Below are 16,270 nucleotides of genomic sequence, written 5' to 3'. Positions count from 1 at the left end.
AAAAGTGCTATACTCTTATAAATTTCGTTTATATTATCGGTGCTTGATAATTTTGTTTATTTGAACGATGAACAATAAAATCTAGTTTATTTAACACAGAAAAATCTAAATTTAAAGAAGATTTTTTTATTAAAATCAATTTTTATAATAAGTATTTTCACATCCAACCTTTTAGGTATAATAGCTGTCTATATAAAAGCAAAGAGTATTTATTTTTTATAACGAAAGAATGTTTAGAATTAGTAGCATACATCGTTTTTTTTTGCTCATCACCTGTGTTTTTATTACATGGGTTTGTACAAACACGGCTAGTGCTCAATTCAGTGCAACAAAAACTTGTTTGTCGGAATGTACGGATTCTACAGCAGCAACAATTTTTAAAGATTTAGGCACAACAGTGGCAACTGCTTGGCGGTGGGATTTTGGTGACCCTAGTAGCACCCTAAAAAACGTTTCTACTTTACAAAATCCTGCACACTTATATTCTACCCCTGGCCCTAAATTGGTAACACTTATTCGTACAGAAAATGGTGTTCCTGTAACTTATACAAAAACAATTACGATTAATGCTCCTCCACAAGCTTTCTTTTTGGGGCAAACACCATCACAACAAGACACAACGATTTGTAAGGGCAATACAATACTATTAGACCCTTATAGAAATGGCGGCGCACAACCTCAATATAAATATCGCTGGTTTCCTAAAGGTGATTCTACGCAGACGTTAATTGCCGATACAACAAGCTGTTATTCGGTACAAGTAACCGATACGATAACTGGCTGTTCGGCTCAAAATAAAATCAATGTTCAACTTTGTGTACCTCCTCCACCCAAACCACCAGAAACCTCTTGGTTCTTTGGAAATAATGCTGGTATCAAGTTCTCTAATGGTTCAGCCACGCCAGATACTGAAGGAAAGTTAAATACCGTAGAAGGGGTATCGTCAATAGCAGACCAAAATGGTAATTTATTGTTTTATACCGACGGTAGAAAAGTATATGACAAAGACGGAAACGAAATGGGTGCGATTAATCCTGCTGATACTTTAAAGGGAAGTTCGTATTCCACCCAATCGGCTGTGATTGTACCTCAGCCTAGTTGCCAAGGCTGTCAGTCATATTATTATATTTTTACTACCACAGAAATTAATGGTGAAAAAAAATTAACGTATTCAATTGTTGATATTCGATTGAATGAAGGAAAAGGAAAAGTTATCCAAAAAAACCTTCCTTTAGACGACGTTTCTTCGACTGAAAACCTTATCTCAACTTTTGTAAAAAAAGACTCTACGTATTGGGTCATCTCACACGATTATAATACAAATACTTACCGTATGTATCGTGTGACAAAAAATGGTATTTCTATTTCTAAAACGATTAATATTGGTTCCAAAATAGATTCTGTAGAGAAAGCGCAGGGATATTTAAAGGTCTCGCAAGATGCCACTAAATTAGCCATTGCCATTCCTGGCGGTGCAAGAAATCTCGTAGAAGTGTATGACTTTGCAGATTCAACGGGAGCCATTACCAATAAAAGGATTATTGACTTAGGTCCCGCCCCACCAACGGTGTATGGCGTGGAGTTTTCTCCAGATAGTAAAACACTGTTTGTGACGATGAAGGCGGATACCATTAAAAAGCCCGATTCGTATTCTTCGTTATTACGCTATGATTTAACCCAAGGTGATTCAACATCTTTGGCTACCTCAAAAATCACGTTAGATTCTTCCAAAAAAGAATATTATGGTTCTGTACAGCTAGGACCCGATGGGAAAATTTATCTTGCCGTTCAAGGTACTGATACCTTGGGAGTGATAAAACTGCCCAATGATACTGTATCTTACACCAATGCCAATAAAATAAAAATTGATACTTCATACTACCAAAGGGATGCCTTTAGCTTAAGTGGCAAAACTAGTCAATTAGGACTACCCACTACGGCAACTCTTGTAGTCACCAAAAGCTCTGGTGTGGGTATTATGGCTTCAGACACTTGTTTTGGGTCACCTTCTAATTTTCAGACGAATCATCTTTGTGAGGGAGAAACCTTTAAAAATACTAAAACCAACTGGAGATTTTATGCTGGTCCTGCTCCTCAAGCTGGCAATGATGGGAAATATACGCCCGTCGGGTCACCCGTTTATAGTGTAACGGGTGGTGCAGGTGATGCAGGCTTAAAGGTTTCTTACACTTTCCTTGCCCCAGGTAAATACCATGTCTTTGTCAACATGGGTAATCAATGTTTGTCCGATACGTTACTCCCTCCACAGGAGTTCGAAATATTTGCCATACCCAATGCTGATTTAGGCAATGATATTAACCTTTGTCAGAATACTACTACTTTGACTACAGCGAATAACCTTCCTGATAGCCACTATGCATGGTTGATAGATGGTACTTTTTCGCCTAGAGATACCCTTCGTACTTTAGTAGCAACGAAGTCTGGAAAATATACTGTATTGGTAGAGAAAAATGGTTGTATGGCCGAAGACTCTGTAAATGTAAATTTGTATGCAGCCAAGCCTTTTAATTTAGGAGCAGATACTACCATTTGTCAGAATGCTTCGTTCGTTTTATCTGCAAGCAATGCTGGTACTAGCACAACAACTACTTTTTTATGGAATACTGGACAAACTACACCAAGTATAATAGTAACTAGTGCGGGTACTTATGCAGTAACAGTTAAAGAGAGTACGACGAATTGTGAAGTAAAAGACCAAGTCACGGTACGAACATTGCCCAAACCAAGTTTTATTGTCAATAGAAAATTGCCGAGTAGCTGTAATATTAAAGACGGGCAAATTGATATATTGAACTTATCCCCTGCTGATACCTATACGTTTGTATGGTATAAAGACGGGATTGCGATAGCAGGTCAAACACAAAGTTCATTGAAGGGCATAGAGGCAGGTAGCTACCGTGTATCCATTCAAAGTACAATTTCTTGTGATACTACGTTCAATATTACTTTATTGGCTTTGGGTTCTAATCCAAACATTATTGTAAGACCGACAGATACCTATTGCGACGTTCTCAATAGCGGTTCAATCGCTTTCACTGTCAATACGAATAGTGGTGTTCAACCTACCACGTATGATTTAAAATTGAATGGCAATCCTGACGCTTCTGTTAGAAGTGGTTCTGTGGGTTCAATATTGGTGTCATCTAGGAATTACTTAATTAGTGGTCTTGGCGCTGGCACTTATACCTTAGAATTATCAGACCCTTCGGGCTGTAAGTATATTGAAAGTAATTTAGTCATCGCCATTCGCCCAAGAACGGTTACAAGCATTACTGTGCCTCCCTTGGTTTGTCAAGGCGATACGATTGTTTTGAAGGCTAATAATGCTAACACTGGAACGATATCATGGAGTACGGGTGAAAATACGCCTGAAATCAAGGTTTCTAGGGCTGGTCAGTATACTGTAACAGTTATGGATGCTACTGGAAAGTGTGTCAGTACAGCCAAATCTTTAGTTTCTTTCAAGCCTGTTCCTGTTATCAATCCTAATGTTCCGAATGAAGTATGCGAAAATAGTCGCCCAATACAGTTATTAGCGAGTCCAGCAGCAGGGGTTTGGAAAGGAACGAATGTAACTCCTAGTGGACTTTATACGCCTTCTTCTTATCCACAAACTGATATTGTACGTTATGAGGTAGCGGGTGCGAATGGTTGTGTTGGCAGTTCAACTAGTATAATTAAAATAGCTCAATCGCCTAAAGTAGATTTAGGAGCTGATAGAGACGTTTGTAGAAATGGGTTTGATTTTATTGGTACTAATCTTGAGTCGGGCGTTACTTATCGCTGGAATACGGGACAAACAACTAATTTTATCTATCCAACTCAGCAAGGGGCATATACGTTAAATGCTAATCTTGGCAATTGCAGAGCTACTGATGATATTATTATTCGTTTATTGCCATCTCCTTTTATTCCTTTAAAATCTGAATTACCACTTTGTGTGCCAGATGCTTTACCGATAAAATTGGATGCTGGTGGCGGAGCAGGGCAAACGTATAGATGGTTCCCAACTGGGCAAACCGACCAAACTATCTTTGTATCAAACGTAGGAATTTATACCGTGGAAGTAACCAATACGTTAGGTTGTACTAGTCGCGCAAGTACTAATGTGGTAGATAGATGCGAACCTAGTATTTTAGTGCCTGATATCTTCACGCCTAATGGTGATATCCAGAATGATTCATTTCAGGTATTTACAGCTCATATCAGAGATTTTGAATTAAAGGTATTTAACCGTTGGGGCGAGTTATTATTCATCTCTAAACGTCCAGAAGACCGTTGGGATGGCAAATACAAAGGTGTATTAGTAAAACCAGATTCATTCGTTTGGCAGATTACTTACACCGCTGAATACTTCCCCGAAAGAGGTACATTAAAAAAACAAGGAGCTGTTACGGTGGCTTGGTAGCTTTTGGGCTGTCGGGTGTCGGTCTTCGGATGTCAGCTTTTTTATCTGAATCGAATGTAGGGACAAATTGCATTCGTCCTTTACTGATATTTTTTTGCTACAAAGGACGAATGCAATCGTCCCTACTGTTTTTATCATGCTGATAATCCTAAAATAAAAAAGTCGGCTTCCGATAAACCGAAAGCCGACTAATAATAAATTATCTAAATCTCAATAGCCGATGACCGACAGCTGAAATCTGATAGCTAAAAGCTTAATCCTCATCTCCCCCACGTACTCCTGAAAGTATTGTTGAGCCAAAGAAAATAGCATTTAAAAACAATTTGTTAGTACCATACCAAAATGCTCTGAAGTTTGGATTATCCGTCATTACAATCACCTTTCCTGCTCCAAAAGCTGTTGCTACTACCGATGGTGTATTCTTCATTAACTTCTTGTTACGTTCAGTGATATAACCACTTACCAAAGGGTCGTTAGTATAAATCAATGGTGCATTGTATGGGTCTTTAATTTTCTCTAAATAAATATTATTATCTCTGAAAACGCTTAGCGTTTGGTCTTTATAGCCATAGCCAATTGGGTGCGTTGGGTCTAGTTTCACTTGGAAAATAGCACCACTTGTTTGTTGTGCACCTTTATAGCGTTCTGCCAACGCATAAGGCTTAGCAGTAGCAGTATCAGCAGGAATATTTTTAATTTTTACAGGTGATAAGCCTTTTGCCGAAGCCCATTCTACCGCATCCGTTAAAGCGATTAAAGTACCGCCTCCTCTTACCCATGCTTTTATTTTCTCCTCATTCAAAGTACTATATTCACCACTTGAAAGAATCAAGGTATTATATTTCTCTAAACTCATGCGGTTTACTTGCGTAATATCCGACATCGATAGAGGAATGTTTACCCTTGTATCTAATAAATGCCAAATCTCACCCGCATCGTTCGGATTCACGCCCGTTCCTGTCAACATCAAAACCTTCGGTTGGCGCATCGGTGCGAAATAGCTACTTCCTAAATCAATTCCTGATGGTGTTAAGCCTGTTTGTAAAGCATAGAAGTCAATGCCATCTCTTTCAGCCAGTGTTTGTAACAATGTTTTCAAGGCAACGAAATCTGCTTGTTGATTTGAACCAACGGTGATTTCTACGGTACCATAGCTAAATGCTTTTGTTCCACCTTCAAACACTCCTGTAAAAGGCTCAGTAGCTACTTTTAGTTTGTAGCCTTTCTTCTGTAATTCATAGGCTGCTCTTGGCGCAAAATAGCTATCCCATTCAAATACGTAACCATAGGTAGTATTACCAATGATTTTTCCTTTCGGAAACTCATTCTTGGTTAACTTATCTCCTAAAGTTAAAGCAATCTTAGCTTCTGAATAAGGCACATTAAAACAATGAGGCATAGACCACGCCGAAATATCATAGAAAAGAGAATCTTCAAAAGTAGTACGTTTTTCAAAAATCCCTTGAACTAAACGGTATTGTGGCTGATTTAGAGGCACTACAAATGCTTCTCCCTTTTTAAAGGTTTTTCCATCCAATGTTTCATCTTTTGATACATTGAAAACATCTATTTCGTGTTGACGAAGGATATTAATCATTTCCCAAACCTTTACTTTATCAGCACCTCCGCCAAAAACATAAGCTTTGGTAGCCGAAGTAGATTTTTCTTGATAGAAACTTCTTTGATAATCTAACAAATCCTGACGCATCGCCTTAGCTGCACGCAACGTAGAAAGCGTAGTAACAAATTGGTTTCTAACGGTAAAAGCAAAGCTCATATTGCCATTCTGTGTTTCTTGTAAATGTCCACGAGAACTCGCTTGTTCAAACAGAATACCGATACTTCCTTGCACGTCTGGGAAGGTTGAGCCTTTTCCGTAGTAAAAATCGTCATAACCTTCTTTCGTGAAGTATAATGACCCGATTTTATCTAACGCTGCCGCATGAAACTTACCTATTACCTCGGTTAAATCTATATTTTTCTTTGGCGTAAGTGGGTGCGTTCTGGCTGGAATACCGGGTTGAAAGAAGAATGATGAATTAGGCCCCATCTCATGGTGGTCAGTCAAGATATTTGGTTTCCATTCATGAAATTTCTGTATTCTGCCTTTACTTTCAGGATGTTGGGTATAAAGCCAATCACGGTTAAGATCGAACCAATAATGGTTATAACGTCCCCCAGGCCACATCTCATTCAATTCTCTACTGTTTGGGTCAGATACCATGTTCATGCTTTTGTTAGCATTCACCCAACTTGAAAAACGCTCGCCACCATCTGGATTAATGCGTGGGTCGAGTAAAATGACTGATTCGTTCAAGATAGAATCTATTTCAGCCCCTTGAGCCGCCGCCAAATAATATAATGCCAATACTGAAGCATTGGTACCACTGGCCTCGTTTCCGTGTACAGAATAGCCCATCCACACTACGATAGGCATATTTTTAGTATCTAAGCTTGACGATTTATCAGGTTCTACTAATTTATGATGGTCTGCTTTAATTTTGTCAGCATTCGCAAGGTTTTTAGGAGACGAAATCGTCAGTAATAACAATTGTCTGTTTTCATAACTACGACCATATTCACTTACTTCAACCCTGTCTGATAATTCAGCTACTTTTTTCATATAGCCCATCAATTGCTCATGCTGAATATGCCAGTCGCCTACCTGATACCCCAGATATTGCTGTGGTGTAGGAATTTTAGGGTCATAACTAATATTCTGTGGCAGAAAGTAGCTATTTGGTACTTGTCCGAAGCAAGTACGAATAAGCATAAAAAACAAAAAAGCGGTTAACCGCTTTTTGCTAGGAATGTAAAGAGGAAAGTTGTTTGTCATATTGATTAGTTTGATGATGATGCACAATTAAAATAAGCTATAAGATGCTATAGCCTTAAAATACTTTTGAATTTTGAATGAGCGAAACAAATAAGAGGGCACAATAAATAGTCTATAGAGATTTTATTAGAAAAAACTCTATCATCAATAATACTAAAATTGCCTTTCAGATAATTAGCGTTGTTTCATCAACTTCGCTTCAATTGTCTGTTGTGTATGAGGTACAGCTCTTAAACGTTCTTTAGGAATCAATTTTCCAGTATCGATGCATACACCATAAGTGCCATTTTTGATACGGATTAAAGCATTCTCTAACTGAGTAGCAAATTTTTGCAAACGTGCTGCTAATTGGCTCATGCTTTCTTTTTCAGAAGTATCAGCGCCATCTTCCATTGGCTTAGAGCTACCTGCTGTCACATCTGTTCCCGGATCATTACGTTTGTGTAATGCTTCACGAATGTAGTTTAACTCGCCACGTGCATCTTCCAATTTGTTAGTGATAAGCACTTCAAATTCTTTTAGCTCTTCCTCAGAGTATCGCGTTTTTTCTTCTACAATTGTGTTCATATTCAATTGGGCTGTTTGGGTTGAATATTAAATTAATAGCATTTAAAATTTTTGCAAAGATAAGTTGTTGATTTTAAAATTTGCAATATTTCAAGAATAAATTAAATTTTTCTAAAATTTTATAATTCCTTAATTTTAAGAATTAACCAACGATTATTTGGCAAACGCATCTATCTTCCATAAAGTTAAAAAGCAAAAAGCAAAAATACCTCAAATTTATGTTTTTTGATTAAAAATCAGGTATTTATACTTACATACAAAGTACTTGTTTTTGTCGTTTCAAGTGTGTTATGTTTGTGCATAATCAACAAAAACAAATCTCAAGGCCTGATTACCACTTATTTAGAGAAAAACGGGAAATAGTATTTTCCTAATATTTCAATCTCCTATAATAATGGTAGTCGGATATATAAAAACAATGACTTATTTAGAGCCCGCTCCTATCAAGGACAAAGAAAACCCGCTAGAATCCATGATGCAACGCTTTGACAAAGCAGTTGAATTATTGGGAATTTCTGATGAAATGTATTATATCCTTAAAGTCCCTGCCCGTCAGGTAACAGTGGGATTACCCATCACAATGGATAATGGAAGTATTAAGGTATTTGAAGGCTACCGTGTGATACACTCTAATATCCTTGGGCCATCAAAAGGAGGAATTCGTTTTGACCCTGCTGTAAATATTGATGAAGTACGCGCATTAGCTGCTTGGATGACATGGAAATGTGCTGTAGTAGATATTCCTTATGGCGGAGCAAAAGGTGGTATCGCTTGCAATCCTCGTGAAATGTCGGCTGGTGAGATGGAACGTTTGATGCGTGCTTACACAGTATCAATGTTGGATGTATTTGGTCCAGACAGAGACATTCCTGCACCCGATATGGGTACTGGCCCTCGCGAAATGGCTTGGTTGATGGATGAGTACTCTAAAGCAAAAGGAATGACCGTCAATGCCGTTGTAACAGGTAAGCCTTTGGTTTTAGGAGGTTCGTTAGGTCGTACAGAAGCAACAGGTCGTGGCGTAATGGTTTCAGCTTTGGCAGGCATGGATAAACTTAAAATCAACCCTTATAAATCTACGGCGGCCGTTCAGGGTTTTGGTAATGTGGGTTCGCATGCAGCTAGTTTATTGCATGAACGTGGTGTAATGATAAAAGCAATTTCTGATATTTCTGGTGCTTATTACAACGAGAACGGTATCGATATTGAAGGCGCTATTAAATTCAGAGACTTAAACAAAGGCACATTAGCAAATTTCCCTGGGGCTGAAAGAATCTCGAACGAAGAGCTATTGACTTTAGACGTGGATGTACTAGTACCTGCTGCTAAAGAAGATGTTATCACTATCGAAAATGCACCTTATATTCAAGCAAAATTGATTGTTGAAGGAGCCAATGGCCCAACGTCTGCTTCTGCTGATGATATTATTAATGAAAAAGGAATATTAGTAGTGCCAGATATTCTAGCGAATGCTGGTGGTGTTACGGTATCTTATTTTGAATGGGTTCAAAACCGTATGGGTTATAAATGGAATCTCGATCGTATCAATCGTCGTTCAGATAGAATTATGAAAGATGCTTTTGATAAAGTATTCTTAACATCCCAACAATTTAAAGTACCTATGCGTATTGCGGCTTATATCGTAGCGATTAAAAAAGTGGCTGATACTTATAAATTCCGTGGAGGGTATTGATTAATCAATTAATACTACACATGAGTTATCCTAAATTTCTCTTAAAATAGGGAAGTTTGACAAAATTGCCTCATAGAGGCGAAATATCGGTAGTTATATTTGCTAAATAACATTCTCTCCAAGCCCCATCGGGGCGAAATATTTCGCCCCGATGGGGCTTGGGAGATTAATAGGATGCTTCTTCTACCGATATAGTGTTCCTAACGGAACTACAATCTTAACCGTGTTCTGTGTGCCACAGAACACAACGAGAGATAGTCAAGAATAGTGTTCTGACCACGGTTAAGCTTATTTTATTGCCACTCCTAAGCAAGTGAATTCACTTCATTGAAGCTCCTTACAGTTTTAGCAATATCTTTGATTAATTCTATTCGTTCTTCAATAGCATTGCCAACCACAATGATATCTGCACCCGCCCTTAAAGCATCATGTGCTTTCTTAGCCGTATTTATTCCTCCTCCTACGATGATGGGTACATCAACAGATTGTTGTACTGCGGCAATCATTTCTGGAGAAACTGCATTGTATGCACCTGAACCCGCATCCATATAGATTAATTTCAACCCTAACATTTCACCTGCCATAGCCGTACAAGCGGCAATGCTTGGTTTGTCGTGCGGAATGGGTGTGGTATTAGAAATATAGGAAACCGTAGTTTGGCGACCGCTATCAATAATCATGTAGCCTGTCGGCAATACTTCTATGCCGCTTCTTTTCAGAATAGGCGCAGAAATTACTTGTTGACCTATCAGGTAATCAGGGTTTCTACCCGAAATCAAAGACAGAAATAATACACCATCTACTTTATTATTAAGATGCAAGCTATTACCAGGAAATAGCACCACTGGTATATCACAATTAGCCTTAATATCCGTAATTACCTTTTCCATGATAGAGCTAGTAATTAAACTACCGCCCACAAAAAAGAAATCTACTGCTTGCTCTTTACTTAAGCTTATTAAATGCGAAAAGCTGTCATCATTGACTTTGTCGGGGTCAATCAAGACAGCAAATGCTTTTTTGCCTTGAGCTTTCAGCTCATAAAATTTATTGAGAAGATTTCTCTGCATAATTTTCTTTTAAAATCGAAAGGGCTTCTATGATTTTATCTTTGGCAATGGCCATTAAAAATGACAACATATACCCTTTGATAGATGAAATAAGCCACGATTCTTTCGCTTTTTCTTTTTTTACAATAACAGGTAAATTACCGTTTTCTGATATTTTGGCAGATACTTTTTTTTCATCATCCGAGGTCAAATAGCTAAATAGTAAATAACTAGTAGCTAAAACACCACCAATGATAAGGGCTCTCGTACCTATACGGGTAGCTTCTGATTTAAGGTTGCTAACCTGTCCATCAATCGTTTCTTTATATGCTTTCGCTTCTAAATGTAATTGTCGCTTACGTTCAGAGATTTTTTTGGGGCTAACTGCTGGAAACATAATCTTTACGTTATTCTGTTATTGTCCGAGTAAATTCATTGCACAAATCGCTGACACAATAACTGTGTACGTATCTAAAACTATTCAAAAGTAATAAAAATTGCTTTTTTGCGTAAAAATTTAAAGAAAGAATTATCTTTTAATTTTCTTGAAAGCTGGATTGAGTTTCTACTTCGATACTTTGTGTAATTGTATCAGGTTTTAGTAGTTTTTTTCCAAGATAAAAAACAAAGGTTATCACAATGGCTAGGAAAACTGTAACTGCTAGAAAACCAAGGTATTCGCTTTTGAAAACATGGTTTAAAAATAATGCCAAAGTAAGAAGGAAGAATAAGAGAAGTAACAAGCCTGATAATACAAGGATTGCTCCGATAATCAACTTTTTAATCGTTTCCTGAACTCTTTCTTCTACTTCAAGTTTTGCAATTTCTACATACGTTTGTACATACTTATAGATGTTGTCAATCAATCCGTTTGTCTCTGGTATTTTCATGGCTTAGTTATTTTTGCAATACAAATAACTAAAAAATAGTATCCCAAAGCAAATATCCATTTAATACAATGATGATAATTGCGACAATCCAAGAACAGATTTTCATAAATGTAGAATTAACAAATTCACCCATCTGCGTTTTATCATTTGTGAAAAGAATCAAAGGTACTACCGCAAAACTAAGTTGTAATGATAATATCACTTGGCTAAGTACCAGTAATTCGCCCGTTCCTCTTTCTCCATAAAGTATCGTTACTATCAAAGCAGGAATCACTGCTATTAAGCGCGTTATTAGTCTTCTCAACCATGGCTTTAATCTCAAATTCAAAAAGCCTTCCATCACGATTTGTCCTGCCAAAGTTCCTGTTAAAGTAGAGTTTTGTCCAGAAGCCAATAAAGCTACAGCAAAAAATATTCCAGCAAACTTTACCCCCAAAACTGGGTCAAGCAAGTGATAAGCATCGTTGATATCTGCCACATTTTGATTTCCTGTATGGTGGAACGTAGCGGCAGAAATAATTAAAATAGCAGCGTTGATAAAGAATGCTATTGATAACGATAAGTTTGAGTCTATCGTCGCAAAAAATATTGCAGAGCGTTTTCCTTCACTATTTTTTTCAAAATTTCGTGTTTGAACAATACTAGAATGTAAGTATAAATTATGAGGCATTACCGTAGCACCCAAGATACCAATGGCAACGTACAACATTTCAGGATTAGTCAGGATTTCAGGTTTAGGTAAAATATTCCCGAAAATTTCTTTGATAGAAGGTTGAGATACAAATATCTCATACCCGAAACAACAAAAAATCATAAAGATTAATCCTGCCACAATAGACTCTAGTGTCCTAAATCCTTTTCCTTGGAAATATAATAGTACCAAGACATCTAAAACGGTAATCACAACTCCTACTGAGAGCGGTAAACCAAAAAGTAAATTAATGGCTATTGCAGAACCTATGACTTCTGCTAAATCGCAAGCGGCGATAGCAATCTCGCACAAAACCCATAGTGTGATGGCAACAGGTTTTGAATAAGCATGGCGACAAGCCTGTGCTAGGTCTCGTCCTGTGGCAATTCCTAGTTTTAATGATAGATGCTGGAGTAGCATCGCAAAAATATTAGAAATAAGGATTACCGAAATGAGTGTATAGCCAAATTTTGCACCCCCAGCAATATCTGTTGCCCAGTTTCCAGGGTCCATGTACCCCACTGCAACCATTAAACCTGGGCCTGTAAAAGCCCATAGTTTTTTGGAAAAAGAACCATTTTTAGGCACTTGTATTGAACCATATACTTCTGGTAACGACTGATTTATAATTGTATTTTTAAGGTCCATGCTAAATATTGTATTAAATTGTAAGGGGCTGACTTAGATATATAACGTAAATTTATTTTTTGTTCACTACAATTCAAAATTTATTTTTAGATTAACCTAAAATTTATTTTTTCACTTATTAAATAATATCTTTGTAATACAAACAACTACTGTTATTGTCCCAAAGAATATTTGTCATGACTTCATTCACGGAAGAAAACTACCTTAAAATAATTTATAAGCTTTCTGCAGAAACTGGCAGTGAAGTCAGTACTAATGCTGTAGCTGAACTGACGCTTACGAAAGCGGCATCGGTTTCGGATATGCTTAGAAAACTTTCTGAAAAGCAACTGGTTAATTACCAAAAATATCAGGGTGTGAGACTGACAGAGTTGGGTGAGGCTGTGGCATTAAAGGTGATTAGAAAACACCGTTTATGGGAAGTTTTTTTAGTAGAGAAATTAGGCTTTAATTGGGATGAAGTACATGAAATTGCCGAGCAGTTAGAACATATCGATTCTGAAGAGTTGGTTGAAAGACTTGACGAATTTTTAGGCTTTCCTAAGTTTGATCCACACGGTGACCCAATTCCAGATACTTTCGGAGTGATGCCTGAATTACGATATCAGAATCTGTCCGAAATTGCAGTCGGACAACATGTTGTAATGGTTGGGGTATCTGAACACTCCCCTACTTTTTTACAGTACTTGGCCAAGATAGGCCTAACTCTAGGTTGCCACATTGTCGTAAAGGAATTGAATGAATTTGATAAATCGTTATGTGTTAGTCTTGGGGAAACCTCTAATCATTTCATTAGCCACGAAGTAGCCAAGAATCTGTTAGTAAAAAGTATCAAAAATTGATTTTGAATAAAAACATAAAAAAAACCTAACAACGCCGCCACGTTATTAGGTTAAAAAATCTGCGTTCTATGAACACATTACAAAGATAGAAAAAATGGAGTTTAAGTCAAGCATTTTCAAAGAAATCCTTGTATAAACTTATAAAATATTACACGAACCAAGAATATTTCTTTATGAACTCCACGAATTTGTTTACGAAACGGCAAATTCTTTCTACCTAAATTTTATTAATTAGTTTTTTTGATAATTAATTGCTTGAAAGCAACCAACCTTTACAAAACTATTTTCAGATTTAATATTGTATTTTCTTGTTTGCAATATTAACTTATGTTAATTCCCTGAAAAATTCTTTGTTATCCCTTTTTTTGCCAATCATTAGCCTTTATAATTTTAGCCAATCTTTACTACACAAAAAGACTCAATTTTTTAAAGTAATTTATAATCAGCCATCTCGTCTTTTAGTTGTACACCGCTTATTTTTTTCCCTCTTATTTCATTCAAAAGATAAAAAATCTTTTCTGAGGCTAGCGCATAGTTTAATCCTTCTGGACGAATATTGGAGACACAATTTCTACTTTCGTCAGTCAGTCCCAATTGAGGTTGGTAAGTAATATAAGCGCCCATACTATCTGATGAAGTAAGCCCTGGGCGTTCGCCAATTAAAATAACGACGATGTTTGATTTTAATAAAAAGCCTATCTCATCAGCAATCGCTACTCTCCCTTGTTCAACAATACAAATCGGTGCAATCTTCCAATTATCCGCTTGAAGTTTCGGAAGTAATCGTTGTAAAAAGGGAAAGGAATGTTCGTTAATGGCTTTTGCCGAGAGTCCATCAGCAATGACAAAACAAATGTCGGATTCGGAAACCTCTTTTTCAATCAATGTTTCTCTAGATAGTTGGCAAATAATTCTTCCTAAGTCGGGACGTTGAAGATATTGTGAACGAGACTTAACTTCACTTTGCAAGGGTAATACTTCTATCTTAAAATTTGATATAAAAGCCTCTTGCAAACTGGTTATCTGAATTTCAGAATAAACAGCATCTCTTGCCTGAGCATGGTCGGATTGAAATTTCAATAATTCAGCAGTCGGCAAACTATGCCCAGCTCGCCCACGAGCAATACGAGCGGGTGTATAGTTTTGTAAAAATTGCCATTGGTCGGCAGATACTGTTTTATTTATTTCCATTATCCTTCAATAAATCCAGTTACACTGCTGATTAATTGCTTATTTCCTGATTTTAAGCTCATTTTTTCATCAAAAATATTCATTTTCATGAGCCACGCTTCAAACTCTGGGGCAGGTCTTAAACCCAATAAATGACGGATGTAAAGTGCATCGTGAAAAGAAGTACTTTGGTAATGCAACATCACATCGTCTGCACCGGGAACGCCCATGATAAAATTACAGCCTGCTGCTCCTAACAGGGTCAACAACGTATCCATATCGTCTTGGTCGGCTTCGGCATGATTGGTATAGCAAACATCTACGCCCATAGGTAGCCCTAACAGTTTTCCACAAAAATGGTCTTCAAGACCTGCTCGAATAATCTGTTTGCCATTATACAAATACTCAGGGCCAATAAAACCTACTACTGTATTGACCAATAAAGGATTGAAATGCCTCGCTACTGCATACGCACGGGTTTCACAAGTTTGCTGGTCTAAGCCATGATGCGCATTTGCAGAAAGCGAACTCCCCTGTCCTGTTTCAAAGTACATTAAATTATTGCCTATTGTACCGCGTTTCAGCGAAAGCCCTGCTTCATATCCCTCTTGTAATATATTCAAGTTTACACCAAACGAAGTATTGGTAGCTTCTGTACCTCCGATAGATTGAAAGACTAAATCGACGGGAGCATTTTGTTCTATCGCTTGAATGGTCGTAGTGATATGGCTAAGAATGCAAGACTGCATCGGAATATCAAACCGTTGACGAACACTATCTAGCATTTCGAGCAAGCGAATCACCGTAGGGACATTATCAGTAGCTGGGTTGATGCCAATCACAGCATCGCCACTGCCATAAAAAAGTCCATCAATCATACTGGCGGCAATGCCTTTGAAATCGTCGGTAGGATGATTGGGTTGTAAGCGAGTAGAAAAATGACCTTTTATGCCGATGGTATTTCTGAACTGTGTAATTACTTCACATTTTGAGGCAACAGTTACTAAGTCCTGAATACGCATCAATTTACTAACTGCCGCTACCATCTCGGGGGTTAATCCCTTTTGTAAAGCTTGGAGAACCTTAGTGTCGGTGGTTTCTTCCAACAAAAAATTCCTAAAATCTCCGACGGTTAAATGACTGATTGTACTAAAAGCTTTTATATCGTGAGTGTCGATGATTAACCGTGTAATTTCATCTTGTTCGTAAGAGACTAGGTGTTCTGTCAAAAACGTTTTCAAAGGCACCTCCGCTAAGGCCATTTGTGCTGCTACACGTTCTTCGGCTGAATGGGCTGCAACGCCTGCTAGTTCATCCCCAGAACGCAAAGGACTGGCCTTTGCCATTAAGGTTTTTAGGGTTGCAAAGTGATAAATATGGTTTCGAATACAGGCTTGATACATAGATTATCATTTTTAGCTTAGTCAATACAAAGAAACGTTATTTTATCATTCG

At 37.5% G+C, this 16,270-nt stretch carries 11 protein-coding genes; 3 read left to right on the top strand and 8 right to left on the bottom strand.

Translation table 11 applies throughout. The features are described 5' to 3' along the window. The first annotated feature begins 262 nt into the window (after positions 1 to 262). Positions 263 to 4,429 (top strand): T9SS type B sorting domain-containing protein, encoded by a 4,167-nt coding sequence (locus AC1RNE_RS12250; protein ID WP_492801239.1) that lies wholly within the window; start codon positions 263 to 265, stop codon positions 4,427 to 4,429. Positions 4,430 to 4,682: 253 nt separating this feature from the next. Here the strand turns inward: AC1RNE_RS12250 and AC1RNE_RS12245 are convergent, their stop codons facing one another. Then, on the bottom strand, positions 4,683 to 7,265 hold the full coding sequence (locus AC1RNE_RS12245) for a M14 family metallopeptidase (RefSeq protein ID WP_492801238.1): 2,583 nt from the start codon (positions 7,263 to 7,265) through the stop codon (positions 4,683 to 4,685). 174 nt (positions 7,266 to 7,439) lie between these two features. Next, entirely contained in the window at positions 7,440 to 7,832 is a 393-nt protein-coding gene (locus AC1RNE_RS12240) for a TraR/DksA family transcriptional regulator (RefSeq protein WP_309922962.1), read from the bottom strand. A gap of 418 nt (positions 7,833 to 8,250) precedes the next feature. Here AC1RNE_RS12240 and AC1RNE_RS12235 point away from each other — a divergent pair, with 418 nt between their 5' ends. After that, positions 8,251 to 9,525 (top strand): Glu/Leu/Phe/Val family dehydrogenase, encoded by a 1,275-nt coding sequence (locus AC1RNE_RS12235; RefSeq protein WP_309922964.1) that lies wholly within the window; start codon positions 8,251 to 8,253, stop codon positions 9,523 to 9,525. A gap of 305 nt (positions 9,526 to 9,830) precedes the next feature. On the opposite strand, the gene AC1RNE_RS12230 is transcribed toward AC1RNE_RS12235, so the two are convergent. From AC1RNE_RS12230 to AC1RNE_RS12215, 4 genes are all read right to left on the bottom strand, one after another. Then, complete coding sequence (locus AC1RNE_RS12230) at positions 9,831 to 10,595, bottom strand: phosphoglycerol geranylgeranyltransferase (protein ID WP_492801237.1); 765 nt, start codon at positions 10,593 to 10,595, stop codon at positions 9,831 to 9,833. Next, entirely contained in the window at positions 10,573 to 10,971 is a 399-nt protein-coding gene (locus tag AC1RNE_RS12225; RefSeq protein ID WP_492801236.1) for a hypothetical protein, read from the bottom strand. The genes AC1RNE_RS12230 and AC1RNE_RS12225 overlap by 23 nt, the downstream gene beginning before the upstream one ends. A 139-nt stretch (positions 10,972 to 11,110) precedes the next feature. Beyond that, positions 11,111 to 11,464, bottom strand: a complete 354-nt coding sequence (locus AC1RNE_RS12220) for a phage holin family protein (protein WP_492801235.1) — start codon at positions 11,462 to 11,464, stop codon at positions 11,111 to 11,113. Between the two features lie 28 nt (positions 11,465 to 11,492). After that, positions 11,493 to 12,803, bottom strand: a complete 1,311-nt coding sequence (locus AC1RNE_RS12215) for an Nramp family divalent metal transporter (protein WP_492801234.1) — start codon at positions 12,801 to 12,803, stop codon at positions 11,493 to 11,495. Positions 12,804 to 12,979: 176 nt separating this feature from the next. Here AC1RNE_RS12215 and AC1RNE_RS12210 point away from each other — a divergent pair, with 176 nt between their 5' ends. Beyond that, positions 12,980 to 13,645: a metal-dependent transcriptional regulator gene (locus tag AC1RNE_RS12210; RefSeq protein ID WP_492801233.1), complete on the top strand. Its 666-nt coding sequence runs from the start codon at positions 12,980 to 12,982 to the stop codon at positions 13,643 to 13,645. Positions 13,646 to 14,071: 426 nt separating this feature from the next. On the opposite strand, the gene eutC is transcribed toward AC1RNE_RS12210, so the two are convergent. Next, complete coding sequence (gene eutC, locus AC1RNE_RS12205) at positions 14,072 to 14,836, bottom strand: ethanolamine ammonia-lyase subunit EutC (protein WP_492801232.1); 765 nt, start codon at positions 14,834 to 14,836, stop codon at positions 14,072 to 14,074. Further along, a complete protein-coding gene (locus AC1RNE_RS12200; RefSeq protein ID WP_492801231.1) occupies positions 14,836 to 16,161 on the bottom strand; it encodes an ethanolamine ammonia-lyase subunit EutB in 1,326 nt (441 codons plus the stop codon). Before AC1RNE_RS12200 ends, eutC begins: the two co-directional genes overlap by 1 nt. Positions 16,162 to 16,270: the final 109 nt, after the last annotated feature.

The sequence above is a fragment of the Arcicella sp. GW822-FHT02H01 genome, assembly GCF_058802005.1.
This window is presented reverse-complemented; position numbering and strand designations above follow the sequence as displayed.

Coding starts and splice junctions, on each gene's coding strand:
- AC1RNE_RS12235 (WP_309922964.1), top strand. CDS start 8,251: ATGACTTATTTAGAGCCCGCTCCTATCAAGGACAAAGAAAACCCGCTA.
- AC1RNE_RS12245 (WP_492801238.1), bottom strand. CDS start 7,265: ATGACAAACAACTTTCCTCTTTACATTCCTAGCAAAAAGCGGTTAACC.
- AC1RNE_RS12210 (WP_492801233.1), top strand. CDS start 12,980: ATGACTTCATTCACGGAAGAAAACTACCTTAAAATAATTTATAAGCTT.
- eutC (WP_492801232.1), bottom strand. CDS start 14,836: ATGGAAATAAATAAAACAGTATCTGCCGACCAATGGCAATTTTTACAA.
- AC1RNE_RS12200 (WP_492801231.1), bottom strand. CDS start 16,161: ATGGCAAAGGCCAGTCCTTTGCGTTCTGGGGATGAACTAGCAGGCGTT.
- AC1RNE_RS12225 (WP_492801236.1), bottom strand. CDS start 10,971: ATGTTTCCAGCAGTTAGCCCCAAAAAAATCTCTGAACGTAAGCGACAA.
- AC1RNE_RS12215 (WP_492801234.1), bottom strand. CDS start 12,803: ATGGACCTTAAAAATACAATTATAAATCAGTCGTTACCAGAAGTATAT.
- AC1RNE_RS12230 (WP_492801237.1), bottom strand. CDS start 10,595: ATGCAGAGAAATCTTCTCAATAAATTTTATGAGCTGAAAGCTCAAGGC.
- AC1RNE_RS12220 (WP_492801235.1), bottom strand. CDS start 11,464: ATGAAAATACCAGAGACAAACGGATTGATTGACAACATCTATAAGTAT.
- AC1RNE_RS12240 (WP_309922962.1), bottom strand. CDS start 7,832: ATGAACACAATTGTAGAAGAAAAAACGCGATACTCTGAGGAAGAGCTA.